21 protein-coding genes are annotated in these 24,688 nt (G+C 63.3%); 12 read left to right on the top strand and 9 right to left on the bottom strand.

What is annotated here, in order from left to right; all coding sequences use genetic code 11:
* Positions 1-12 precede the first annotated feature (12 nt).
* Together YY7_RS0113460 and YY7_RS63060 are read right to left on the bottom strand one after the other, a co-directional pair.
* On the bottom strand, positions 13-762 hold the full coding sequence (locus YY7_RS0113460) for a response regulator transcription factor (protein ID WP_035690034.1): 750 nt from the start codon (positions 760-762) through the stop codon (positions 13-15).
* A gap of 145 nt (positions 763-907) precedes the next feature.
* On the bottom strand, positions 908-1,480 hold the full coding sequence (locus YY7_RS63060) for a hypothetical protein (protein WP_245287271.1): 573 nt from the start codon (positions 1,478-1,480) through the stop codon (positions 908-910).
* A 272-nt stretch (positions 1,481-1,752) separates the two neighbouring features.
* Between YY7_RS63060 and YY7_RS0113450 the strand changes: the two genes are divergently transcribed.
* The 3 genes from YY7_RS0113450 to YY7_RS0113440 all read left to right on the top strand — a co-directional run bounded on the left by YY7_RS0113450 (position 1,753) and on the right by YY7_RS0113440 (position 5,884).
* Positions 1,753-2,397: a LysE family translocator gene (locus YY7_RS0113450; protein WP_028163709.1), complete on the top strand. Its 645-nt coding sequence runs from the start codon at positions 1,753-1,755 to the stop codon at positions 2,395-2,397.
* A 140-nt stretch (positions 2,398-2,537) separates the two neighbouring features.
* On the top strand, positions 2,538-4,067 hold the full coding sequence (locus YY7_RS0113445) for a hypothetical protein (RefSeq protein ID WP_028163708.1): 1,530 nt from the start codon (positions 2,538-2,540) through the stop codon (positions 4,065-4,067).
* A 533-nt stretch (positions 4,068-4,600) separates the two neighbouring features.
* Positions 4,601-5,884 carry an amidohydrolase family protein gene (locus YY7_RS0113440; RefSeq protein WP_245287270.1) on the top strand — a complete coding sequence of 428 codons (1,284 nt, stop codon included), beginning with the start codon at positions 4,601-4,603 and terminating at the stop codon, positions 5,882-5,884.
* Between the two features lie 244 nt (positions 5,885-6,128).
* Here YY7_RS0113440 and YY7_RS0113435 read toward each other — a convergent pair whose 3' ends face one another.
* The 4 genes from YY7_RS0113435 to YY7_RS0113420 form a co-directional block, all read right to left on the bottom strand.
* On the bottom strand, positions 6,129-7,472 hold the full coding sequence (locus tag YY7_RS0113435; protein WP_028163706.1) for a c-type cytochrome: 1,344 nt from the start codon (positions 7,470-7,472) through the stop codon (positions 6,129-6,131).
* Positions 7,469-9,664, bottom strand: coding sequence for a xanthine dehydrogenase family protein molybdopterin-binding subunit (locus YY7_RS0113430; protein ID WP_028163705.1), 2,196 nt, complete (start codon positions 9,662-9,664; stop codon positions 7,469-7,471). The genes YY7_RS0113435 and YY7_RS0113430 overlap by 4 nt, the downstream gene beginning before the upstream one ends.
* A gap of 10 nt (positions 9,665-9,674) precedes the next feature.
* Complete coding sequence (locus tag YY7_RS0113425) at positions 9,675-10,139, bottom strand: (2Fe-2S)-binding protein (RefSeq protein ID WP_028163704.1); 465 nt, start codon at positions 10,137-10,139, stop codon at positions 9,675-9,677.
* 265 nt (positions 10,140-10,404) lie between these two features.
* Positions 10,405-12,168 (bottom strand): methyl-accepting chemotaxis protein, encoded by a 1,764-nt coding sequence (locus tag YY7_RS0113420; protein WP_028163703.1) that lies wholly within the window; start codon positions 12,166-12,168, stop codon positions 10,405-10,407.
* Positions 12,169-12,369: 201 nt separating this feature from the next.
* On the opposite strand from YY7_RS0113420, the gene YY7_RS0113415 reads away from it, so the two are divergent.
* From YY7_RS0113415 to ybgC, 6 genes are all read left to right on the top strand, one after another.
* Entirely contained in the window at positions 12,370-13,116 is a 747-nt protein-coding gene (locus tag YY7_RS0113415) for a YebC/PmpR family DNA-binding transcriptional regulator (RefSeq protein WP_028163702.1), read from the top strand.
* A 183-nt stretch (positions 13,117-13,299) separates the two neighbouring features.
* Entirely contained in the window at positions 13,300-13,827 is a 528-nt protein-coding gene (gene ruvC / locus YY7_RS0113410) for a crossover junction endodeoxyribonuclease RuvC (protein WP_028163701.1), read from the top strand.
* Positions 13,824-14,441 carry a Holliday junction branch migration protein RuvA gene (ruvA, locus tag YY7_RS0113405; RefSeq protein WP_028163700.1) on the top strand — a complete coding sequence of 206 codons (618 nt, stop codon included), beginning with the start codon at positions 13,824-13,826 and terminating at the stop codon, positions 14,439-14,441. The genes ruvC and ruvA overlap by 4 nt, the downstream gene beginning before the upstream one ends.
* Before the next feature lie 253 nt (positions 14,442-14,694).
* Entirely contained in the window at positions 14,695-15,738 is a 1,044-nt protein-coding gene (ruvB, locus tag YY7_RS0113400; RefSeq protein ID WP_028163699.1) for a Holliday junction branch migration DNA helicase RuvB, read from the top strand.
* Positions 15,739-15,955: 217 nt separating this feature from the next.
* Positions 15,956-16,876: a metallophosphoesterase gene (locus YY7_RS0113395; RefSeq protein ID WP_028163698.1), complete on the top strand. Its 921-nt coding sequence runs from the start codon at positions 15,956-15,958 to the stop codon at positions 16,874-16,876.
* 116 nt (positions 16,877-16,992) lie between these two features.
* Entirely contained in the window at positions 16,993-17,394 is a 402-nt protein-coding gene (gene ybgC, locus YY7_RS0113390; RefSeq protein WP_080663688.1) for a tol-pal system-associated acyl-CoA thioesterase, read from the top strand.
* A 54-nt stretch (positions 17,395-17,448) separates the two neighbouring features.
* On the opposite strand, the gene YY7_RS0113385 is transcribed toward ybgC, so the two are convergent.
* On the bottom strand, positions 17,449-18,093 hold the full coding sequence (locus tag YY7_RS0113385; protein WP_028163696.1) for a glutathione binding-like protein: 645 nt from the start codon (positions 18,091-18,093) through the stop codon (positions 17,449-17,451).
* Positions 18,094-18,190: 97 nt separating this feature from the next.
* On the opposite strand from YY7_RS0113385, the gene YY7_RS0113380 reads away from it, so the two are divergent.
* The 3 genes from YY7_RS0113380 to YY7_RS51515 all read left to right on the top strand — a co-directional run bounded on the left by YY7_RS0113380 (position 18,191) and on the right by YY7_RS51515 (position 20,859).
* The gene (locus YY7_RS0113380; protein WP_028163695.1) at positions 18,191-18,856 is read left to right on the top strand and encodes a TetR/AcrR family transcriptional regulator; all 666 of its coding nucleotides are present in this window, start codon (positions 18,191-18,193) and stop codon (positions 18,854-18,856) included.
* Between the two features lie 199 nt (positions 18,857-19,055).
* A complete protein-coding gene (gene mddA, locus YY7_RS51520) occupies positions 19,056-19,826 on the top strand; it encodes a methanethiol S-methyltransferase (protein ID WP_051396690.1) in 771 nt (256 codons plus the stop codon).
* Between the two features lie 85 nt (positions 19,827-19,911).
* Positions 19,912-20,859 (top strand): 5'-methylthioadenosine/S-adenosylhomocysteine nucleosidase, encoded by a 948-nt coding sequence (locus YY7_RS51515; RefSeq protein ID WP_051396689.1) that lies wholly within the window; start codon positions 19,912-19,914, stop codon positions 20,857-20,859.
* Positions 20,860-20,982: 123 nt separating this feature from the next.
* On the opposite strand, the gene YY7_RS0113365 is transcribed toward YY7_RS51515, so the two are convergent.
* Together YY7_RS0113365 and YY7_RS0113360 are read right to left on the bottom strand one after the other, a co-directional pair.
* Positions 20,983-22,674: an arylsulfatase gene (locus tag YY7_RS0113365; protein ID WP_028163694.1), complete on the bottom strand. Its 1,692-nt coding sequence runs from the start codon at positions 22,672-22,674 to the stop codon at positions 20,983-20,985.
* A gap of 174 nt (positions 22,675-22,848) precedes the next feature.
* Complete coding sequence (locus YY7_RS0113360) at positions 22,849-24,363, bottom strand: flavin monoamine oxidase family protein (RefSeq protein ID WP_028163693.1); 1,515 nt, start codon at positions 24,361-24,363, stop codon at positions 22,849-22,851.
* Positions 24,364-24,688: the final 325 nt, after the last annotated feature.

The raw sequence follows: 24,688 nt of genomic DNA, 5'->3' as shown, positions 1-24,688 counted from the left end.
GGAATAGCCAGATCAGGATGACGAGAATGCGCCGGGCTCCGGTCCGCGGTGAATGGTCGATCTTGCGCGCCAGCGCAGCACGGCCTCGGTCCGATTGCGGGCGGCACACTTCCGCATGATGTGGTGAATGTGCATCTTCACCGTGTTTTCCGAAAGCTTCAGTTTGGCGGCGATCAGCTTGTTGGGCAGACCGAGCTCCAATTCTGCAAGCACGTGTTGCTCGCGAGGCGTGAATTCGATCTGGTCCTTGTTTGCCAGATATATCGGCGCCAACGGGCTATGGTAGATCGGTTCGCAGCTAGAGGACCCGTCCTGCCCTTCAATTGAAAGCGGTCTGTAGACGCCGCCGGCGAGAACAAGACGCAAGCCGGCGACAGCGAGCTCGACCGGGATCGAGGTCGGAAAAAAGCCTTTGATGCCCCGATGCAGGGCTGCAAGCGCGGTGGCTTCGTCGTCCCGGTTGCAGAACAGGCCGATCGAGGCGTTGGGGCAGCAATCGGCGAGCAGCGCGAGGTCGCCGGCGACGGAGGGATCAGCCACCGATTTGTCCCCGATGCTGAGCGTTGCCAGCCGAACGTCGCGTCCCGTGGCGCAGCCGAGATTGTCGGTCGTGGCCATCTCGACGATGTCGAATCCGCTCAGCTCCTGTCTGAGAATGTGCAGAATGCAGGTCCGCGCCAGCGTGAGCGGATCGATGATGAGCAGGACCGGCAACGGCAGCGATCCGTTGAGCCGCTCTGCAGCAGAGACAAGGTCGTCCATAATATCCTCAATTGAAGGAATTGCCGCCCTACCCCAATCATTTCCATGCCAATAAATAGCGTCGCGCAACCGGCCTTTGGCACAAGCCTCTGGCCGATCGAGCGCGCACGTTGGTCACCGGTATCCGCTTTCCCGGTGTCACGCTTCAGTTACAAATATTCCGATATGCGATCGCCGCGGCTGAGTTCGCTTTGCCGTCGACGACGTAGACGTCATCCTCCTTCACGAGATACAGAAATGGCTTCTCCCCGGTGTCCTCGCCCGACGCCTTTTTTCCCCTGACATGACCACAGATCGTGTCCACCGACCGCCCCAGCGTATTCTTCCTGATTGCCCGCTTCGCGTCCGTGAACTCGGCCGACGCCGGATCTTCCATTTTTGCTGCGACCGACATCTTCGCCTTGCTCAGGACGGCCTCGGATGTCGCGGCAGCCGCGGCGCGGTCCGCCATCGCCTTCGGCGGCGGGTGCTTGCCACGCGCAACCCTTGTGTCCCGACGGGGCGGTGATCGCTTCTCTGGCTTCGCCGCCGCTGCCGCCTTCGTTGCCTTCGCCGCAGCATCGGGCGTGGGCGCGCTCGCCTTCGGCTCCGCCTGAGGTGGCACGCTCCCATCGAAACAGATCTTCGACCCGCACATCTGCAAGCTCGCCTGGGTAGACGGAGGCATGCCATAGCCGATCAGCATTCCTGCCACCAAGCCAATGAGAAGCAGTCCCATGCAATCCCCCTCCTCGGGGTAGGGCAGACTTCCACTCGCACTTCTTGCGACTTGATTTTGCGCTGATCCTCTATGTGTCCCGCAAAAGCGTTAAGCGCGCATTAAGCGTCGAACCATTGCTCAGCCGCGCTCGTGCATGGTTAACGCAGCGAGGAAATGTGTCGGGAGCGAGCAGGCACAAAGCGCATGATCTGCTGCGCGAGATCCGTGGGACGTTCGATCAGGATCTGCGCTCTGGGCGCTAGGCCCGTGATGCTGTAAAACTCACGATCATGCCAGATCTGACTCAATTCGCGCTTTTCTTCGCCGCGGCCTTGGTGCTCGCCATCACGCCCGGTCCGGGCATCTTCTACGTCGCTGCACGCACCCTCGCTGGCGGCCGTGCGGAAGGCGTGGCTTCCAGCGTTGGGACCGGATTGGGCGGCATGGTCCACGTCGTCGCGGGCAGCCTGGGCGTTTCCGCTATCGTGCTCGCGAGTGCGGAACTGTTCACAGCGCTGAAGCTGATCGGTGCCGCCTATCTGATCTGGATAGGCCTTCGCACTCTTCTGTCGGCCCGCAGGGACGCATCGGCAGGTTTGAAGGGACCGGCACCGCCGATCGGGCCGCGGCGGGCGTTTCGTGAAGGCGTGCTGGTCGAGGCGCTGAACCCGAAGACAGCAGCCTTCTTCCTTGCCTTCGTTCCGCAATTCGTGACCCCGACCGCAGGCCACGTCGCTTTGCAGTTCGTGATGCTTGGCTTCGTGTCGGTCGCGCTCAACACCCTCGCCGACATCGTGGTCGCCTTCGCCGCGAGTCGCATCCGCCAAGGCGCAGCAGCACGTCCCGCGTTGATTCGCCGCCTGCGAGAGGCATCGGGAGCTGCGATGGTCGCGCTGGGCATCGGCCTCGTGCTGGCGAAGCGTCCGGCCAATTGATTGCCGGGCTGCGCTGCTTTCACGTGCCACTGCTGAGGGTCGATGGTGATGTCGCGCGTCCTGGTCTAGCATGACGCCGGGGCGGGTCTTATCCCGTGTGGACGGTGATCGTGCGGTCCGACCAAAAAGCTCCAGCGCGTATGAAAAGCGGAGCCATCTCCTTCGGCGTCGGGTCGCCGTGGCGGCCATGGGCCGCGCTGGCGTGGGCCGCACTCCTCTTGGCAATTCTCGTGTCGTTCAGGCCGGCGGTCCCGGTCATCTGGGGTGACACGCCGCCGTTCGTGGAATCTGCGCTGCGCACGCTTGAGGCAGGACGGCCGACCGTGACGGGTGGGCGTGACCCGGGCTACCCGGCATTCCTGGCCGTGACGTTCGCGCTCGGAGGCGACCTCGGAACGGTGGTGCGCCTGCAGCAGGCGGCCTGGGCCGTTCTGATGCTGGCGCTTGCGATAACCGCGCAGGCGGCGACGCGCAGTGCCGTCGGACTGGTTCCGATCATCCTGGTCGCGACGTATCCGGGCTTGTTGCTGTTCACGAACGTCCTCACCGCGGACCTTCTCTTTGCGGTCTTCCTCAATCTGGCAACAGCCGGATTGCTCGTTGCCACCTGCATCGACGGGGCGGCGCGATGCTGCGCGGTCGTTGTCTCCATCCTGTGCGCGGCGATCGCAGCGTGCTTGAGATCGCAGGGACTCCTCGTCCCGATCGCCGCCATCCTGTTGGGCGCCTGCCTTGTCCGGCCGAAGACGCCCGCGCGCCTTGCCGTGATGGCCATCTCCGTAGCGGCGGCGCTGGCGCTTCTCCTTGCCGGCTCACGGTTCGGAGCTTCCAGTTCCGACCAGGCCTCGGCCGTGTTCGTCCCCAAGACACTGTTCTGCAATCACCTGAACATCGTGCTCGCAAGCGATGCCGCGCGAGGTGAGATCGTATCGGCGGCAGGCGACCGCGCCGATGCCACAATGGCGCGGCTTGCCACCGACGTCGCCGCGGAGCCGGGCCGCTGGCCCGTACTCGGGTTCTTTGGCGACGCGTGCCTGTTCGACAGCGAACTGGATCGGGATTTCGCCGACACGACCGGACATGCCGTCGGGGCAGCGGCAGCCTATTGGCGGATCTTCCTGGCCGCCGCGCGCGATCGGCCGCTGGTCTACGCAGGCAAGTTCATTCGTCAGATGGCCTATGGCTTTTCGTCGGCATGGCCGCCTTATGGACTCGAGCCTTTCATACCGGTGTCCAGCGACGACGTGCCGCACGTGTCCGAGATCATGGCGCGGCACGGCCGGGCGGCCGAGCCGAACGATCTGCAAGGCGGACCGGTTCGGATCGGCCTATTGTCCGACTTCCCTGTAACTTCCGCCTATCTGTCCAAGGCATTGTCCGCTGCCTTCGTTATCGCCGTCATGTTCTGGACGGTGGCAGCCGTGCGGCGTCGGCGGCCAGCTTTCGTGACGCGCGCAGGCATCGTGGTCGTGATGTGGGCGGCCTCGATCGCGACCGCCGCCGCCGCTCACACGCTCGACGTCGCGCGATATCTGATCCCCGCGGTGCCGATGGTGGGCTTCATGCTGTCCCTCTTCGCCGTCGAACTGACCGAGACACCGATGGCCGATCGCGCGGTCGCCGCCGCGACGATCAGACGTGCGATGCGTTCCGGCCCGAGGAGCGGCTGATAGGCATCGTAGCAATCCGCTGCGCTCGCTCGCAGCAACGGGGACGACGAAGCGTTGGGACAGCGAAGCTGCCGAATTACATCGCTTGCGCTGATATGAGTTTGGGCGTTGAGTCCATTAGCTAAGCTACCTAAACGGGTGCCGCTGATCCCATCAAATTCTCAAGCAGTCTTTCTGTTCTGATCACGCGATGCGGACAGAACGCCGTATGCCGAGCGCATTTGCCTTTCGTAGATCGCAAGCCAAGCGCTCGGCCGAATGAGCGCAATCGGCATTGGTGCATGCCAACATAGCCGGGGAGGAGAATGATGAGCACTTGGCTAAGTGAACGAGAGCAGCGCCTCGTTGCCGGCGCTGAAGCGGCATCGGCGGCGACGCCGATTCCTACCCAGATCGTATCAAACGGCGAGTATCTCCCGCCCCCGCAGAGCGCCCTTCAGAAAAAGGTTGAAACTCGAATCAACGAGCTTGCTGATTCTAACGGCAAACGGCTGGGCCTGAGCCGCCGGCAGTTCCTGCACACGAGCTGCGGCATGGCCGCGGCCTTTCTAGCCATGAACGATGTTTACGGTAACGTCTTTCAAGTCGCGCCGGCCGAGGCCCGCGAACCCGATTTGATGCTTGCCCGGGCGCAAAACCTTGCCGAGCAGTTCATCTTTGACGTTCAGACCCACTTTGTCCGCGACGACTTCGACCACAAGGAGCTGTTGGGACTAGCGCAATTTGCGAGTGACCACTGGAATCCGAAGATGAAGGAGGAAGGCGTGTCGTCGCTCGCCCGCTACAAGTTCCAGAACTACGTTAAAGAGATCTATTACGACAGCGACACCAATATGGCTCTCTTAAGCGGAGCACCGTTCGACGATCCGAGTTGGTGGCTGCTCTCCAACGAGCAGATCGTCAAGGCGCGCGAACTCATCAACGGCTTCGCTGGCTCCCGGCGCCTGCTGGCGCACAGCGTCATAACACCCAAACAGCCCGGCTGGATCGAGGAGGTTGACAAGGCGATCGAGATCTACAAGCCGGACTCCTGGAAGTCCTATACGATCGGCGATCCGCTGGCGCCTTCCAAGTTCCCCTGGCGGCTCGACGACGAGCAGGTGATGTATCCGTTCTACGAAAAGGCGGTGAAGGCAGGCATCAACACGCTGTGCGTCCACAAGGGATTGCTGCCGCCCGATTACGAGAAATCGTTCGCCGGCGTCTGGGAATACGCAACGGCTTGGGACATCGGAAAGGCAGCCAAGGATTGGCCGCAGATGAACTTCGTGATCTATCACTCGGCGCTGCGGGCGTTCCTCGAGCTGCCGGACAAGGCATGGGCGGATTTCGAACAAACGGGTCGCATCCAGTGGGCCTCCGATCTTGCGGAAATCCCGCAGAAGTTCGGCGTCACCAATGTCTACGCCGAGCTAGGCACGTCCTTTGCCAACTCGGCGGTCGCGCATCCGAAATTCTGCGCCGCGCTGGTCGGCACGCTGATCAAGGGCATGGGCGTGGATCATGTCATGTGGGGCACCGACTCGGTTTGGTACGGCTCGCCGCAATGGCAGATCGAGGCGCTACGCCGGCTCGAAATCCCGGAGGATATGCAGAAGAAGTACGGGTTTGCGCCGCTCGGCGACGCTAACAGCGCCGTCAAGCAGCAGATCTTCGCCGGCAACGCGACCAGGTTCTACAAGATCAAGCTGAGGGCCGCTGATAATAGCAGTATGCCAGGCTTTTCAGAGGACCGCCTGGCGGCGCTCAAGAATGAGTACGCCTTGGGGGCCAAGGAACCCTCGAACCTGCGCTACGGATACGTTCGCGCCGCGTAGATCATGATCCCGGACTCGGCCCCCCTTTGCCGAGGAGACCTCCGTCAATTGGAGAGGGACAACGATTCGCGGCGCGACAAGCTCGCCGTGAATTGCCTTGCCTTCGTCCAATTCGCGTCGATGCGAATTGGATACCGGTTTCGTAGCCCGGGTGGCACGAAGCGCAACCCGGGGTATCTCTGTCGGCGTTTACCAGCGATCCCGGGGTTACGCTGGTGCTTCACCCGGGCTACGGCACAAAGGCTTACTGCGCCGTCTGCTGCCGCAGCTCCGCGACGTCCTTCGCCGTGAGCTTTGAGCCCTTGGCGCCGAAGCGGGCGGTGACATAGTTGGCGACTGCGGCGATCTCGTCATCCGAATAGGCATTGCCGAACGCAGGCATCGAGAGCGCGCCGTCCGGTGTGGTGCGCTTGGTGCCCGACAGCACGATCTGCGCGACATTGGTGGCCGCGGGATCGTTGACCGCCCACGACCCGGTCAGCGTTGCCGTCGGCGACACCAGGCTTTCGCCGGTCCAGCCGTGGCAGCTCACACAGGCGCCCTCGAACACCATCTTGCCCCTCGCATCCGCCGTTACGCCTTCCTTGTGCGAGGCAGGTGCTGCGGGAGCCGTGGTCGCCGGCAGGTCGGGCGAGGCCTGCGGCGGTATGCTGCGCAGATAGACGGCGATGGCGCGGACATCTTCCGGCGCGAGCTGGCTCAGGCTGTGGTCAACAGCTTCGCCCATCGGTCCGGACGCGGTGCCGTGACCGAGCGCATGGCCGGTCGAGAGATAGGAGACCAGCGCCTCATCGCTCCAATTGCCGAGGCCGGTGGCCTTGTCGGAGGAGATGTTGAAGGCGCGCCAGCCCGCGGTCACGGCGCCCGCGAATTTCTTGCGGTTGTCGAGCGCGAAGCCGAGATTGCGCGGCGTGTGGCACTCGCCGCAATGGGCGAGGGCTTCGGTGAGGTAGGCGCCCCTGTTCCACTCCGGGCTCTTCGAGGTATCAGGCGCAAAGCGCGTGTCCGGGTTGAACACCGCCGACCAGAACAGCATCGCCCAGCGCTGGTTGAACGGGAACGCCAACGTGTTCTCCGGCGCCGGCGCGCGCACCGGCGGCAGGCTGAACAGATAGGCCTTCACCGCCAGCAGGTCCTCGTCCGTCATGTAGGTGTAGGACGCATAGGGCATGGCCGGGTAGAGCATTGCCCCGTCATGGCGCTTGCCGCGCTGGACCGCGTTGAGGAAATCCTGGTCGCTGTAATTGCCGATGCCGGTTTCCTTGTCGGGGGTGATGTTGGTCGAATAGAGCGTGCCGAATGGCAGCTTGAACGCCAGCCCGCCGGCGAATTGCTTCTCACCCGGCTTGGTGTGGCAGACCATGCAGTCCGCCGCCTTGGCCAGATATTCGCCCCGCTCCACCAGGCTCGCTTTCTCCAACGCCACTGGCACGCCGGTCGGCTTGCCGGCGCGGTAGTCGGCGACGGCCGCCTTGTTGCCACCTGCGAAATCAAGCGGGCCCGGGCCACGGATGATCCAGACGCCGATCGCAACAGCCGCGATGATGATCACGGCAAGGCTCAACAGGATACGCTTTACCCGTCTCATGCCTTCTTCCCCACGGCGATCAGTGAACGGTCGATCGGCAGGCGCCGCAGCGCCACGCCCGTTGCGGCGTAGATCGCGTTGCGTAGCGCAGGCGGTCCGGCGTTGACGCCGGCTTCGCCAATGCCGCCTGGCGCTTCGCCGCTCTTGACCACGGTGACCTCGATCTTCGGCGTCTCGTTGATGCGCATCATGCGGTAGTCGTGGAAGTTCGACTGCTGCACGCGACCCTTGTCGATGGTGATCTCGCCATAGAGTGCGGCGGTGAGGCCGAAGATCAGGCCGCCCTCGATCTGCGCCTTCACCGTGTCGGGGTTGACCGCGATCCCGGTGTCGACCACCGAGGTGACGCGGCGGAGCACGATCTCGCCGATGTCGTCGATTTCGGCTTCCACCACGGTCGCAAGGAAGCTCGCAAACGAGGGCTGCAGGCAGACGCCCCGGCCGACGCGCGGTGGCAGCTTTTCGCCCCAGCCGGACTTCTCGGCGGTGAGGTTCAGCACCGCGAGCGCGCGCGGACTCTTGGTCAGCATGCTCCGGCGGAATTCGACCGGATCCTTGCCGGCCTTGCGCGCCAGCTCGTCCATTGCGCATTCGAATGCGAACACATTGTTGTTCGGGCCGACGCCGCGCCAGAAGCCTGTCGGCACCGCCGGCGGCTCGGCGCGGACATATTCGACGTGGAAGTTGGAAAAGTCGTAGGGTGTCTCCACGGCGGCGTCGACCGCGTCGATATCGACTCCCTTCTGGAACGCCGGGGGCAGCCAGCGCGCAATGACCGCCGAACCGGCGATCTTGTATTTCCAGGCCGCCACCTTGCCGTCGACCAGAGTCGCGGTGACCTGGTCGCGATAGACCGGGCGATAGACGTCGTGCTGGATGTCCTCCTCGCGGGTCCATATCACCTTGACGGGATAACCGACCTGCTTGGCGATCTTCACCGCCGTGATCACCATGTCCGGCTCGAGCTTACGGCCAAAGCCGCCGCCGAGCAGGTGGTTGTTGACGATCACCTTGTCGACGGGAAGGCCGGCGGCCTTTGCGGCCTCCGACTGCACGCGCGTCATGATCTGCGTGCCGGTCCAGATCTCACAGGCATCCGGCCTGACGTGAACTGTCGCGTTGATCGGCTCCATCGAGGCGTGCGCGAGGAACGGCAGTTCGAAGCTCGCCTCGAATTTGTCGCCGCTCGCAAGACCCTTGGCGATGTCACCGACCGATTTTGCGACCGCGCCGTCCTTCTCGATGGCGGCGCGCAGATGCTGCCAGATGTCCTTTGTGCCGAGCTTTGCGTTAGGTCCCTCGTTCCATTCGATCTTGAGCGCTTCGAGGCCTTTCTTTGCCGCCCACATGTGATCGCCGATCACCGCGACCGTGTCCTCGAGGACCACGACCTTGCGCACACCCGGGATTTTCACCGCAGCGCTGTCGTCGACCTTGCCGACCTTGCCACCGAATACGGGGCAGGCAGCCACCGTTGCTATCTTCATGTTCGGCAGGATCGCGTCGATGCCGTAGACGACCTTGCCGTTGACCTTGTCTGGCGTATCCAGCCGTTTCAGGGGCTGGCCGATATAGACGAAATCCTTGGGGTCCTTGACCGGGACATCCTTCGGCGCCGTCTCGCCTTGCGCGGCCAGCGCCAGTTCGCCATAGCCGAGCTTGCGGCCGCTTGCCGCGTGCAGGACTTCGCCTTTCGACGTCGTGCAGCTGGCAGGCTCGACCTGCCATTGCACCGCTGCGGCCTGTACCAGCATTGCCCGCGCGCTGGCGCCCGCAGCGCGCAGCGGCTTCCACCAGGCGCGGATCGAGGTCGAGCCACCCGTCGCCTGCAAGCCGAAAACGGGATTGGCGTAGAACTTGTCGTTGGGCGGTGCGTGCAGCACCGCAACCTTTGCCCAATCGGCGTCCAGTTCTTCGGCCAGGATCATCGAGATCGAGGTGTAGATACCCTGGCCCATCTCCACCTGCGGCATGATCAGCGTGGTTTGGCCGCTCTCGTCGATGCGGATAAAGGCGTTGGGCGCGAACTTGCCGTCGGTTGCGTCCTTCGGCTGCTCCGGCTCGTTGACGGCCGCGCGCAGCGGCAGGTGGAAGGCAAGCAGGAAACCGGTGGCCAGCCCACCGGTGAGGAGCGCGCGGCGCGAGATGCCGTCCGCGCTGTCTTGCTGGCGGAGTTTTTCTGCTGTCAGCATGGCGCGCCTCCTACGACTGACGTCCGGAGGCGGCCTGCTTGATGGCCTCGCGGATCCGCACATAGGTGCCGCAGCGGCAGATGTTGCCGGCCATCGCCGCATCGATATCGGAATCGTCCGGGTTCGGCGTCGCGGACAAGAGCGCGGCTGCGGCCATGATCTGGCCCGACTGGCAATAGCCGCATTGGATCACTTCAAGATCGAGCCAGGCCTTCTGCACCTTCGCGCCGGCAGGCGAATTGCCGACCGCCTCGATGGTCGTCACCGGGCGGCCCTGCACCGCGCTCACCGGCAGCACGCAGGAACGCACCGCCTTGCCGTCGATATGCACCGTGCAGGCGCCGCACTGCGCGATGCCGCAGCCGAACTTGGTGCCGGTCATGCCTAAGATGTCACGCAGCACCCAGAGCAGCGGCATTTCGGGCGGCGCATCGAAGGATTTCTGTTCGCCATTGATGGTGAGTGTCGTCGCCATAAGCATACCCCAGATTCAGCGGCCGCGGACAGCGGACGCGTCAACGAAACCGTATCGCATCGCGACGAGCTAGGAAGCGAAGACATGTTTCGCAATGCTAGTTCGTGCTGACCATGCATAGGATGATGAGTGTCATCACATCATCGTGTGCGTTATTCTAGGGGATGGAGGCGAAAATCGATCAAGGCCGCGCGAAAGAACCGTGCGTTTTGAAAAGACTGCGTGAAGTGCCGGACAGTGCAGTGACTGCTTAGAAAAGAGGCCGTCAGAGCTTATACGCCGTGCGGAAGCCGCCCCAGTGCCGGCCGCGTACGCGGACCGGCACGTCGATCTCGCGCATCATCACCATGTTGCCATTGCCCATGTCGCGGGCGTAGCTCTGGATCAGATAGGCGCGCTGGTTGCGCCCGGCGGCGAGGCCGGCCGCGTCATTGAAGATGCGGCGGTTGCGGCTGTTGGCGGTGTTGAAGGCGACATCGCCCGGCCGCTGCGGGTGCGAATAGATCTTGTTGTGCACCGGCAGATAGCCGTTGCGGTCGATCATGGCGCAGAACGCCATCCGCGGATCCTTGGCGAGGAAAGCCTCCTGGAACGGCGGCAGCGCGCGCTCCGCCCAATCCAATATTTTTGTGCGGTACTGCATCGGATTGGTGCCGGATATCTCGACATAGTCGGTGTCGAACATGTCCTCGATCGTGACGGCGCCGCTCGCGATCCCGTTCTCGAAAATCCTGGTCAGCGCCACGCCCGCTTCCATCGCGCGCATGACGAACTCGGTGTTCTCGTCACGGATCGCCCACAATTTGTCTTCGATCTTCTCGCGCAGCTCCAAGGTCAGCGCCTCGAAGCGTGCCTGCGCGCCGGCCTTGGTCTTGTCGGCGATCCGGATCTTGACGGCGCCGATATCCTGAAGTGTGGCGGCAAGGCTCTGGTGCAGTTGCAGGCGTTCGGCCTCGGGTCCCGAGATCAGGATGCTGTCCATGGATATCTCATAGACCGGCGCGGTGACGACGCTGCCGCGCGCTTGCATCTCGAGCTTGAGGTTGCAGGGCAGCCGCTCGCCCTTGCGTGGGTCTTCGCGCTCGCCCTGCCGCAGCAGCACCGCGCAGCGCGATTTCAGTTTTTGCGCAAAGCTGGTCACCGCGCGGCCGGCCTGGGCGACGTCCTTGCCATGCGCTTCGGCGTCCCTGGTGGCCTGATCGATCTCGGCGGCGCTGTCGCCGACCGCGACGATGAAGCTCGAGGCGGAGGCGGCATTCTGCGCGATCTCGCCGGTGGTCTTATGCTGCTCCGTCACCGCGCCGCTGACATGCGCGAACACCGGGCGGATCGCCTCGATCGCCTGCGCGATGCGGTGCACGGCATCGGCCGAGCCCGCGGCGTCCTTCTGCAGTGCCTCGATCTTCTTCGTGATCTCTTCGGTCGCGCCCTGGGTCTGCACCGCAAGCGCCTTCACTTCGGTCGCGACCACCGCGAACCCCTTGCCGGCGGCGCCGGCACGCGCGGCCTCGATGGTCGAGTTGAGGGCGAGCAGGGTGGTCTGCCGCGCGATCTGCGCGATCAGGTTGACGACGTTGCCGATCGCGGCGGAGGATTCGCGCAGGCGGTCGACATTGGCGCGGGCCTCGCGCGCCGCGGCGCCCGCTTCGTCGGCGAGCCGGCCGGCGTCGCGCACCTGGGCGCCGATTCCTTGCGCCGAATCGGTGAACTTGTCGGCCGCCTCCGAGAAGGTCTCGGCCGTGGTCTGCGCCGCGTTGGTGCGGCCGGTCAGCGCATCCGTCCGCTCGCGAATGGTCGCAAGCGTCGCAGCGGTCGCCTCGGCTCCGCCGGCCACCGATTGGGCGGCGCGCTCGAGCTGCCGGATCATGCCTCCGAGCTCGAGTTCCAGCAGCTCGAGGATTTCCCCGGCCGAACCGGTATCGGGGGAGGGGTTATCGGCCGGCGCCGCCGCTGCGGTCGCAACCTTCGGCTCGACGGCTGCTGCCACGGGTTCCGGATCTCGCTTGCGAAACAAACCGAACGCCGCCATGGGGGTTCTCTTGTAAGTTGAAATGGACTGTCCGATTCTCCCATCCGTAGGTGAAATCGTGGTTAACGGCTGCCTGATTTTCCGGAAGGCGGCACGGCCGGCATGCCAGATCGCGCCGCAAGTCTTTGATTTTGGCCTGTCGGAGGCCTATAACGCCGCGCCTCACCCCCTTTTTGAAAGACGATTCCCAAGGGACCTCGCATGGCCGGCCATTCCCAATTCAAGAACATCATGCACCGCAAGGGCCGGCAGGATGCCCAGAAGTCGAAGCTGTTCGGCAAGCTGGCCCGCGAAATCACGGTCGCGGCCAAGCTCGGCACCCCCGACCCCGCCATGAACCCCCGGCTGCGCGCCGCGATCGTTGCCGCGCGGGCGGAAAACATGCCGAAGGACAATATCGAGCGAGCCATCAAGAAGGCCGCTGGTAACGAGGGTGAGAACTATGACGAGATCCGCTACGAGGGCTATGGCCCCGGCGGCGTCGCCGTGATCGTCGAGGCCCTGACCGACAACCGCAACCGCGCCGCCTCCGACATCCGCTCCTACTTCACCAAGTCGGGCGGCAATCTCGGCGAAACCGGCTCGGTCGCCTTCATGTTCGACCGGGTCGGCATCATCGAATATGACCACAAGGCCGCCTCCGACGATGCGATGCTGGATGCGGCGATCGAGGCGGGCGCCGACGACGTCGTATCGAGCGAAAGCGGCCACGAGATCTACGCCTCGCCGGAATCCTACCGCGAGGTCGCGAAGGCGCTGGAAGCGAAATTCGGCGAGCCGCGCAAGGCGTCGCTGACCTGGAAGCCACAAAACACCGTCGCCGTCGATGACGAGACCGGCGAGAAGCTGCTCAAGCTGATGGATCTGCTCAACGACCACGACGACGTCCAGAACGTGTTCGCCAATTTCGAGATCTCGGACGCGCTGATCGCGAAGATGGGCGGGTAGCCCCATCTCTCGTGATGCCGTCATGGCAGGGCTTGTCCCGGCCATCCACGCGTATCCACTCGTGCTGAAGGACGTGGATGCCCGGGACAAGCCCGGGCATGACGAGGTGGGTGCACCGCTTTCCCCGTGCATGACCTCCCCGTTTGTGTTTCGTTCTCGAAACGCAGCGGCTATCACTGTCCCATGACAGTCCAGCCGATTCGCAAACCCACCCGCATTCTCGGCATCGACCCGGGCCTCCGCCGCACCGGCTGGGGCGTGATCGAGGTCGAGGGCAATCGGCTGGTGTTCATTGGCTGCGGCTCAATCGAGCCGTCGGAACGGCTGCCGCTGTCGGGCCGGCTGCTTGCGATCCATGAGGGGCTGGCCGCCGTGCTCGGCGATTTCAAACCGGCGGAAGCCGCGGTCGAGCAGACGTTTGTCAACAAGGATGGTGTTGCGACGCTGAAACTCGGTCAGGCCCGCGGCGTCGCCATGCTGGCGCCTGCAATGTTCGGCATCGAGGTTGCCGAATATGCGCCGAACCAGGTCAAGAAAACCGTCGTCGGCGCCGGACACGCCGAGAAGAACCAGATCGCCGTGATGCTGAAGATCCTGCTGCCCAAGGCCGAGCCGCAATCGCCCGACGCCGCCGATGCACTCGCGGTCGCGATCACGCACGCCCATCACCGCCAAAGCACCGCATTGCGGCTGAGAGTAGCCAGCCTATGATCGGCAAATTGAAAGGCCTCATCGACTCCTATGGCGAGGATTACGTGATCCTCGATGTCGGCGGCGTCGGCTATCAGGTGCATTGCTCCGCGCGCACGCTGCAGGCGCTGCCCTCGCCGGGCGAGGCCGCGGTGCTCTCGATCGAGACCTATGTGCGCGAGGACCAGATCAAGCTGTTCGGCTTCCGCACCGACAACGAGCGCGAATGGTTTCGCCTGTTGCAGACCGTGCAGGGCGTCGGCGCCAAGGTCGCGCTCGCCGTGCTTGGCACGCTGCCGCCTTCCGACCTCGCGAACGCGATCGCGCTGCGTGACAAGGCCGCGGTGGCGCGCACGCCCGGCGTCGGGCCGAAGGTCGCCGAGCGCATCGTCAGCGAGCTGAAGGACAAGGCGCCCGCCTTTGCCAATGTCGATCCCGCCGTGGTCCATCTCGCCGGCGCCATCGACAACGAGCGCGCGCCGCGGCCGGTGACGGACGCGATCTCCGCATTGGTCAATCTCGGCTATGGCCAGCCGCAAGCCGCCGCCGCCATCGCCGCCGCCTCGCGCAGCGCAGGCGAGCAGGCTGAAACCGCGCAGTTGATCCGGCTGGGCCTGAAGGAACTGGCGAAGTGATGGCTCACCCTACGGGACTATGCCTTCGCACTGCCTGTTACTGTGCCCTCTCCCCTTGTGGGAGAGGGCAGCACCGGAATCGGCAACGAACACGATTGGGTGAGGGGTTTCTTTCCGCGAGCAGCTTGCCCGCCGCGACAACCCCTCATCCGTCGCGCATTGCATGCGCGCCACCTTCTCCCACAAGGGGAGAAGGGAAGGATGCGCGCTTTGCCCACCCTACGATCGCTGCGATCGTCACGGAATTGACGACATGAACCCGCCCTCCCGCATCGTCACTCCCGAACGCCGCGCCGATGATGTCGGCGACACCGCGCTGCGTCCGCAATCGCTGTCCGATTTCGTCGGCCAGGCGCAGGCACGCAAGAACCTTTCGATCTTCATCGAGGCCGCACGCAAGCGCGGCGAGGCGCTGGATCACGTGCTGTTCGTCGGCCCCCCGGGTCTCGGCAAGACCACGCTGGCGCAGATCGTCGCGCGCGAACTCGGCGTCGGCTTTCGCGCCACTTCGGGCCCGGTCATTGCAAAGGCTGGCGATCTCGCCGCGCTGCTCACCAATCTGGAAGAGCGCGACGTCCTTTTCATCGACGAGATCCATCGCCTGAGTCCCGCCGTGGAGGAGGTGCTCTATCCAGCGATGGAGGATTTCCAGCTCGACCTCATCATCGGCGAGGGGCCCGCCGCGCGCTCGGTGAAGATCGAGCTTTCAAAATTCACCCTCGTCGGCGCCACCACGCGCGCCGGACTGCTGACCAATCCGCTGCGCGACCGCTTCGGCATTCCGATCCGGCTCAACTTCTACACTGAGGAGGAGCTGGAGAAGATCGTCACCCGCGGGGCCCGCGTGCTGAACATCGGCATGAGCCCTGACGGCGCCAATGAGATCGCCCGCCGCGCCCGCGGCACGCCGCGCATCGCCGGCCGCCTCTTGCGCCGGGTGCGCGATTTTGCTTCGGCTGCAGACGCCACGTCGGTCGACCGCGCCATCGCCGACCACGCGCTTTCCGCGCTCGAGGTCGATGCCGCTGGCTTAGATGCGATGGACCGCCGCTATCTCAGCACCATCGCGATGAACTATGGCGGCGGCCCGGTCGGGGTCGAGACGATGGCCGCCGCCCTGTCGGAGCCGCGCGATGCGATCGAGGACATCATCGAGCCCTACCTGATCCAGTGCGGCTACCTGCAGCGCACGCCGCGTGGCCGGCTCCTCACCTCGCATGCCTTCCGCCACCTCGGCCTCGCCGAGCCCACGCGCGATCCCTCGCAATTCGGCCTGTTCGGCAACGACGACGATTGATCTTCGATCGTCGTAGCCCGGGTGACGCGCCAGCGTAACCGGGGGCCGCTCTTGAACGTTGGTGCAGGAGTCCCGGGTTACGCGTTCGCTCCACCCGGGCTACGGCGACGTGTCTCATCACATCCTCGTGCAGCAGACCCCCTGACAATCTGCACAAACGCACCGCAATTCCGCTCCAATCGGACCCCATCAACGAGGGGCATCACCGATTGTCCCCATGTTCTCACGACGTCAATTTTTCAGATCCATCGGCGGCCTCACCGCCCTCACGGCGTCGACCTCGGCCTATGGCTTCGGCGTCGAGCCGGTCCTGCGGCTCCGCGTCACGCGATACCATCTCACCCCACCGCGATGGCCGGCGGATTTCCCGCTGAAGATCGCCGTGATCGCGGACCTGCACGCCTGCGATCCCTGGATGTCGCTGGAGCGCATCGAGACGATCGTCGCGCGCACCAACGCACTTGAGCCCGACATCATCGTCATGCTCGGGGACTACGTCGCCGGCCACCGCCATGTCACCCGCTTCATTCCGGCAAGCGAATGGGCCGCGGTGCTGGCGAACCTCAAGGCGCCGCTCGGCGTGCACGCGATCCTCGGTAACCACGATTACTGGGACGACAAGACCGTGCAGCGCGAGGGTCAGGGGCTGACGGTGGCCCATCGCGCGCTCGAGGCCAACGGCATTCCGGTCTACGAGAACGATGCAAAGCGCCTGACCAAGGCCGGCCGCCCGTTCTGGCTCGCCGGCCTCGGCGATCAGCTCGCTTATATGCCGGCACGGCGTTTCCGCCCCGTGCGCCGTATCGGCGTCGACGATCTCGGCGCGACGCTCGCGAAAGTCACCGACGATGCGCCGGTCATCCTGCTGGCACACGAGCCTGACGTCGCGCTGCGCGTCCCCTCACGCGTGGCGCTGCAATTGTCCGGCCATACCCATGGCGGCCAGGTCCGCGTGCTCGGCTGGTCGCCCGCGGTGCCGCCGCGGCAGGGCGTCGAGCTCGCCTACGGCCACCTGCGCACCAATTGCGACGTCATCGTCTCCGGCGGCCTCGGCTGCAGCATCATGCCGTTCCGCATCGGCGTTCCCCCCGAGATCGTGCTGGTGACGCTCGGCAAGCCCGGACCGGCCGTGGCGTAATACGCGCTTGCGTGTGGCGCGGATTTTGCGCAAAAGCTCGATCTTCCCAGCGAGACGATCGAGGTTCGCAAGTGACAGCTCATCTCGACGGCGAGATCCGCGACGGCCGCCATCACATGCAGTGCCGCGTCTATTACGAGGACACGGATTTCTCCGGCATCGTCTATCACGCCAACTATCTGCGCTTCATGGAGCGCGGCCGCACCAATCATTTGCGGCTGATGGGTGCCGAGCAGCATGCGCTGTTTGCGGAGACCGAGGTGGAGACGCCGGGCTTTGCATTCGTCGTGCGCTCGATGCAGATCGATTTCCTGCGGCCGGCGCGGATGGACGATGTGCTAGACGTCGTGACCTGGCCGGTCGCCGTGAAGGGCGCCTCGATCATGCTGGCGCAGGAAGTGCGGCGCGGCGAGGAAGTGCTGGTGAAAGCGCAGGTGCGCGTCGCCTTCATCAGCCAGGGCAGGGCGCAGCCGATCCCGAAATCGCTGCGGCTCTTGCTGAAGGCCGATGTGGTGTGAAGATCGTGCCACAGATTCGGTGTCGTCCCGGCGTTCGCCGGGACGACGAGCGTACTACGCCGCAGCCTTGTGGCGCGCGATTTCGGCCTTGTAGAGCTCGAACTCCTCCGCGATCGCTTTCGCCACCGAAGGCCGCGCGCGCAGGCGTTCGTAATAAGCCTTCAGCGTCGGCCATTTTACGAGGTCAACCGGCGGCGTCGCCATGGTCCAGTTGATGACGGTGACGAGATAGGCATCCGCCACGCTGAAATGGTCGAGCAAGTAGTCGCGCCCCTTCAGATAATTTTCGAGATAGTCGAGCCGCGACAGGTTCTTCTCCACGACATAGGTCTTCGCGTCCTGCGGCGCCTTCTTGTCGAGCAGCGTCACGAACAGGCCCTTGTGCAGTTCGGTGCCGATGAAGCAGAGCCATTGATGCAGCCGGCTGCGCTCCATGCCGGCGCCGCTGCCGAGATTGGCCTCTGGGAAGCGGTCGGCGACGTATTGCAGGATCGCGGCGTTCTCGGTCAGCACCGCGCCGTCATCGGTGCGCAGCGTCGGCACCAGGCCGAGCGGATTGACCTCTGTGAAATCCGAGCCGTCGTTCAGCACCACCTTGCTCCTCGGATCGACCTCGAGATAGTCGGCGCTTGCGCCCGCTTCATACAGCGCGATGCGGGTCGCCATCGAGCAGGCGAGCGGCGAGAAATAAAGCTCCATGGGTGCCTCCTTGGCGGTTCGGCCCGGTGGCCGGGCCTCCTGTTGATTTTTGTACTGTTCTGCATAATATGGTTTGGGTCAAGGAATTTTCTGCGAAATGGTACAAAAAAAGAAGAGGCTGCCATCTGCTGCCACACCGTCGGCTGGCAAAAAGGCTGACGCCGCTGAGCCGAAGCGGCGCGGCCGGCCGCGCGCCTATGAGCCCGACGTTGCCCTCGGCAAGGCGCTCGACCTGTTCCGCAAGCGCGGCTTTGCAGCGACCTCGCTCGACGATCTCAGTGCCGCGACCGGCATGAACCGGCCGAGCCTTTATGGCGCGTTCGGCGACAAGCGCGAGCTCTACATCAAGAGCTATCAGCGTTACCGCGACGATGCGCGCACCGCGATGGTCGACATCTTCCGCGAGGAGTTGCCGATCCGCGAACGATTGACGCGCATCTATGCGGTGGCGCTCGACATCTATCTTTCCGGCGATTCCCCGCGCGGCTGCTTCACAGTAGTGACGGCGGCTTCCGATGCGGTCGCCGATCCCGAAATCCGCGCCTTGGCGCTCGAAGGCTTCGTCGAGCTCGACAAGGCTTTTGCCTCGTGCTTCCGCCGCGCCAAGGAGAAGGGCGAGCTATCGGCAACCGCCGACATCGCCACGCTCGGGCGGCTTGCTTCCGCCACCCTGCACACCATCGCGCTCCGCGCCCGCGCCCGCGTCTCGCGCGAGGAATTGGAAGCCCTCGTCAACGGCGCCATCGAGGTGGTGTGCCGCTAGCGCGGCATAGTCCGACTAATTCGCGATGCCCGGCGCAATGCCTTTTTGAACAGACTGGGGTGTGCGACGACTAATATTACGTCTGCAATCGTTTAAATCAGGAATGAAATAGCGCCGTCACCTCATCCCTCCATCCTTCGCCATGCGATGCGAGCGGTGCGAGATGATCAAAACATCTCCCTCTCTGAAAGGTGAAAAAATGGCCCGAATTTCCTCAATCTGTTTCGGTCTGATTGCCTACGCAACCTTCCTCGGCACGATTCTCTATATGATCGGCTTTGTCTTCGGTGCCGTCGTGCCGAAAGACATCGACCAAGGGCCCGCTACGCCAACGCTCGAGGCGGTGATCATCAATCTTCTGTTGCTGTCGCTCTTCGCTCTCCAACACAGCGTGATGGCCCGCAGGTCATTCAAGCAGTGGTGGACCCGGTTCATTCCACATGAAATCGAGCGAAGCGTGTATGTCCTTCTCGCCAGTCTGGTCCTGATCTTGCTGGCTTGGCAATGGCGCCCGATTCCAGCGATCATCTGGCGTGTTGCTGATCCGGCCGCCGCCATCGCCCTGTCAGGGCTCGCACTGTTCGGCTGGTTGATCGTGCTGTTCGCCAGCTTTCAGATAAACCACTTTGAGCTATTCGGTCTGAAGCAGGTGTTCGCAGATCCGGCGGTCAGCGCTGTTGGCTCTCGTTTCAAGACTCCATTTTTGTATAGACTGGTACGCCATCCGCTCTATCTGGGCTTCATCATCGCGTTCTGGTCGACGCCAACAATGACGGCTGGGCACTTTCTATTCGCGGCCGTCGCAACAGCCTACATTTTCGTCGGCGCCAGCCTGGAGGAGCGCGATCTGATCGCGCTGTTTGGCGATCAGTATCGGCAGTATCGCGAGCGAGTGGCGATGCTGGTGCCCTGGCCTCGTTCCATCAAGGCCGATCACTACACAACGGAGCCTAACGCGAGCGACCGCTGAGATTGTTCGTAGCGCGCTCGTGCAAGAACTCTCTTCGAGACCGGATAGTAACGCGGCCGCCAGTCGGCCGCGGCGGCGGAATGCCTTGTGGCTTGCGCTACTGCTGCTGGCCTCATTGACGCTGCTGACGGATCGCGCAGCCGCGGCCGAGCAGGTCGACCCCACGCCGCGGATCGCGATCATTTCGGCCTATACCCCCGAATGGCTCGCGCTCAAGAATGCAATGAACGCGACCCGGACCGAGATCATAGCTGACGTGACCTACATCGTCGGTCGCCTCGAAGGCAAAGACGTCGTTCTTTTCCTCAGCGGCGTGTCAATGGTCAACGCCGCCATGACCACGCAGGGCGCGATTGATCATTTCAAGATCAGGCGCATCGTCTTCTCCGGAATTGCCGGCGGCATCAACCCCAGTCTTTCGCCAGGAGATGTCGTCGTGGCCGATCGCTGGTCTGAATATCTCGAATCTGTGTTTGCCCGGCAAGACGGAGCCCGCTGGTCGATACCGAACTGGCTCGGCAAGACGCTGCCGAACTACGGCATGATTTTCCCCCGCGCGGTCGAAATTGCTCATCCGGGTGAGCGCGAGCCGGAAAAGCGGTTCTGGTTTGACGTCGATCCGACCATGCTGGAGATTGCACGCTCGGTCGCGCCGAAAGTCGAGCTGAAGGCCTGCCTTAATCGGGATGTCTGCGGAACCACACGTCCCCGTGTCGTCGTCGGAGGTGCCGGCGTCTCCGGTCCGGCGTTCATTGACAATGCCGAATTCCGCAAGTGGATTTACGATACTTTCAAGGCGAGCCTGGTTGACAATGAAAGTGCGCCAGTCGCCCATGTCGCCTATTCGAACCATATCCCCTTCATAGCCTTCCGCGGCCTGTCGGATCTCGCTGGCGGCGATGCCGGCGAAAATACGGAGAACGAGCTCGAACACCTGGCGTCGGACAACGCCGCCGCGGTGGTCAAAGCATTTCTCCGCGCTCTCCCAGCTCAAGAGCCTCCCGAAAGCCGCTCCGGCGAAGGGAGCAAGTAACATAGACCTGTAGCTGCGCAGGCAGGAATGCGGGCGCTTCCCAACCATGCACGAGATGTGCTCGCGGTCTCATCGTGTCGGGCGCTCTTGGAAGAGCGCCCGCGTGTTGAACGATAGAGCCAACTACTGCCCGTGATGTGCCTTGATGGCTTGCTCGACTTCCCGTTTGACGGCTTCAAGGTTGAAGCTCGCCGGCGCCTGCATTGGAGGGAAGTCGATGGCCGTTTGCGCCAATCTGGCAACCTCTTGCTGAACAAGCACGAAGCGCCAGAATTCGCGGGCCATGAAATCATTCATATAACCTCCGCCCATGTTGTTCAGGCTTTCGCCGCGGATTGACGGCGTCCGCTCAAACGGGTCTTGGCGGATGTTGACCATGGTTGGCATGTCGGTGGTGTCTTTTTCTCCCGGCCACCCATAAGGCTGCTGGAAGAACTGAAACTTGAAGTTATCGTGGCGAAGCGCACCGAGATGCGGGCCGGCGAAATAGAATATCTCATGGCGAACGGAGGGACCGCTGCCCGTCAGCAGATCCATCTGATTGTAACCGTCGAGGTGGTTCTTGTAGCTGCGGCCTTCCAGCGTCACGCCCTTAAGGAGCTGGTCGGTAATGTTCGGGTTGCCCGCCGCAGCGGTTAGTGTCGGGAACCAATCGAGCCCAGAGAAGATTCCATTCTCGACCGAGCCCGGCTTGACGCGGCCCGGCCAGCGAATGATGGCCGGCACGCGGAAGCCGCCTTCATAGCTCGTCCCCTTCGTGGCCTTGAACGGGGTCATGCCGCCGTCCGGCCAGGTGAATACCTCGGCGCCGTTGTCCGTCGTGAAGATGACGATGGTGTTGTTGGTTTCGCCGATGTCATCGATATGCTTGAGCAGGGCGCCGACGCTGTCGTCGAGCTGGGCCATGCCGGCTTCCTCGAGACCGTAGTTCGTGTCGTGGTTCTGCATCGCGCTGTACTTCTTCGACAGGAATGTCCAGACGTGCATGCGAGTCGGGTTGTGCCAGATGAAGAAGGGTTTGCCGTCGCGCTTGGCCTTATCCATGAAGTCACTGGACGTTTTGACCAACTCCTCGTCGATGGTGGTCATGTCGTACTTCGCCTTCAGGAATGGCAGATCATGCATATTCGGCACGTTCGACATGTCGGGGAACGGCGGCAGCGGCCCCTCGTCGACGATCCTTTGCTTGCCGATCTTGCCCCAGCGCGGCATCTCGGTGGGGTCGTCCGTGTCCGTCGCGTAGCTGTGGATCAGGCTGCGCGGGCCATACTTGTTGTAGTAGTCCTGGTTGGCGGGGAACGAGTACCAGTACGGATCAGACATCGCGTCAAGGTGATATAGATATCCGAAGAATTCGTCGAAGCCGTGCACTGTCGGCAGATATTTGTTGAGATCGCCGAGGTGGTTCTTGCCGAACTGCCCCGTTGCGTAGCCGAGCGACTTGAGCGCGGTGGCCAGTGTCACGGCCTGGTCCGGGATGCCGACATCGGCACCAGCCTGACCGACGGTCGTTAGCCCCGTGCGGATCGGTAACTCGCCGGTAATGAAGTTGGCGCGTCCTGCCGTGCAGCTCGCTTCGGCGTAGTAGTCGGTGAACATCATGCCTTCGGACGCCAGCTTGTCGAGGTTTGGCGTCTTGCCGGACATCATTCCGCGGTGGTACGCGCCGATGTTGAACCAGCCAATATCGTCTCCCATGATGACAAGAATGTTCGGCGGCCGTTGCTGCTGTGCGGCCGCCGGTGGTGCGGTCGCCGCCAGCACGGCAGCGAACAGCGCGAGTACGCCGATCCAAACGGTCTTTCGGATACTCATGATCTGTTCCCTTCCTCGAACTGTTGCCGATTGCAATACCAAGCGCTTCTCGGAGCGCACCCTGCAGCGAGCGCATCCGCGCGAGCCTTCCGCCACTTGCTCTTCAGCCTATTAAAGGTGGCCTGACCGCGACTATGCACTTCCGGCAGATCGCATCCCGAGAGAGGGAGGGCCTCAGTTTGCGGGTATGCGCGTCATGGTGCCCACCGCGGCTTCCGCAGTCTCCAGCGCTCCCTCAACCCATCCCTGCTTGGTCGACCATGCCTCGCTGACGATGTGAAGCGCCGTTCCGGGCACCGGAGATGCGATTTTCTTCATGATTTCCCAGCTTTTCACGCCCTGATTCCAGGTGTGCCAGGCGCCGCCGTACGGATCTTCTTCCCAGTTCATGAAGCCGACTGACAGCGGCGCTGCCACGGGCTGATCGAGCCCGTGCACGACGCCGATCTGGCGACGGACTTCTGTCGCCACGGGGCCGTCAGGATCGAGCATGGTGAATCCGCTGGCGCCCGGCTGTTCCAGGCGCCGCAAGCCAGCCCAGTAATCGAGCTGCGGACGATCGAAATAGCCCATGGTCAGGTGGCCTGTCGCGCCTGCCGGCCGGTCGGGCTCGGTGCCGAAATAATAGATCTGCCGGATCGGCAGGTCGGTGGTCGCCCGTCCGCTGGTCAGACCGAGCGAACGCCACCAGGGCTGCTGATGAGCGAGAAAGACCTTGCCAAGCGGGCGCGGCGTCACGGTTGCAAGCAGAGCTGCGATGGGTGGCTCTTTCAACACAGCGCAGTCGTCGATGATCTCGATCGCCCGGCGCGGCAGCGCAAGTACGACACGACGCGCACGAACGGCGCGCGGTCCGTCAGGCGTCGTGAAGACGAGTTCGTGCAGACCATCGCCTGTCTGGGCCGGAGTGCGCAGTGATACCAACCTATGCTGATGATGAATGGTGCTGCCTTCGCGCATGACGGCGGCCGCAAGCGCGTTCGGCAAGGCCTGCATGCCGTCCACCAGAGTTTTCTCGGTCGGGCTGCCGGTATACTCGATCACCAACGACAATGCGTCGGCGGCATTCCAGTTGCTTACGACTGCACTGTAGCCAATTCCCATCTCGATGAACTGAAGCGCCTCATCGGATAGAAATCGGCCGAGCAGATTGCTGAAGCCCCAGTCGATCAGCGGAAAGCCGTCGAGGGTGAGCGACTCTTGCATCTTCGCCCACTCGTCGGGCGACAGGTGCTTCATGGAAGGCATCACCCGTCGGACGGCTTTGACGATCAATTCGAACGGATCGAGATAGAGTTCGTCCGGGCGCAGCCCGTAGGGGAGGGGTTGCTTCTTTGCGATGTCGCCGGCACGCCACTGCTTGCCCCGGGAATAGAAGATGCTCTCCGAGTTGCCCGTGGTGAACTCGCGAATCCCGAGACCGAATTTTGCCGCGAGCGAGGTGATGAGCGCGTGACTGGAAAGAAAGCGCATCGCGCCGAATTCTGCGGCGATGCCGGTGGTCCCCGGCATGGTCACGCTGAGCAGGCGACCGCCGACGCGCGCGGATGCCTCGAACACCGCCATGCCGCCGGGAGGCTGGCCGCAACCGAGCAGGCGCCACGCGGTGTAGAGGCCGCCAACCCCGGCGCCGACGATAGCCGTGTCTAGGGTATCTTCGGTAGATCGAAATCGATCGTTGCCGCTCATTGGGGTTATTCCTGTCAAGTCGAACGATTACGATGCTGCGCGGCCCCTGATAAGGAGTGGCCTGGGAGCCGAGGTAGAACGCAAGTCACATTGATCTTCACCAGAGACTTGGTCAGTCCGCTGAGTTCAGGAAAGATGCAATGTTTCAACCGTAACCGAACTTCGATGCGTAGAACTATTTCCGTAGTGAGCGGGGAAGATCTGGCGCGAGCTTACGACCCATAGCTGTGCTGGTAGCAACGCGTGAACACTGGTTCGCTCTACGTTTGGACGCGGACTTCGGCGACTCCAGTATTGAGGTCCGCTAAGGGTCTTGGTTGTGTCC

Source organism: Bradyrhizobium elkanii WSM2783, assembly GCF_000472865.1.
Classification (GTDB): domain Bacteria; phylum Pseudomonadota; class Alphaproteobacteria; order Rhizobiales; family Xanthobacteraceae; genus Bradyrhizobium; species Bradyrhizobium elkanii_A.
This window is presented reverse-complemented; position numbering and strand designations above follow the sequence as displayed.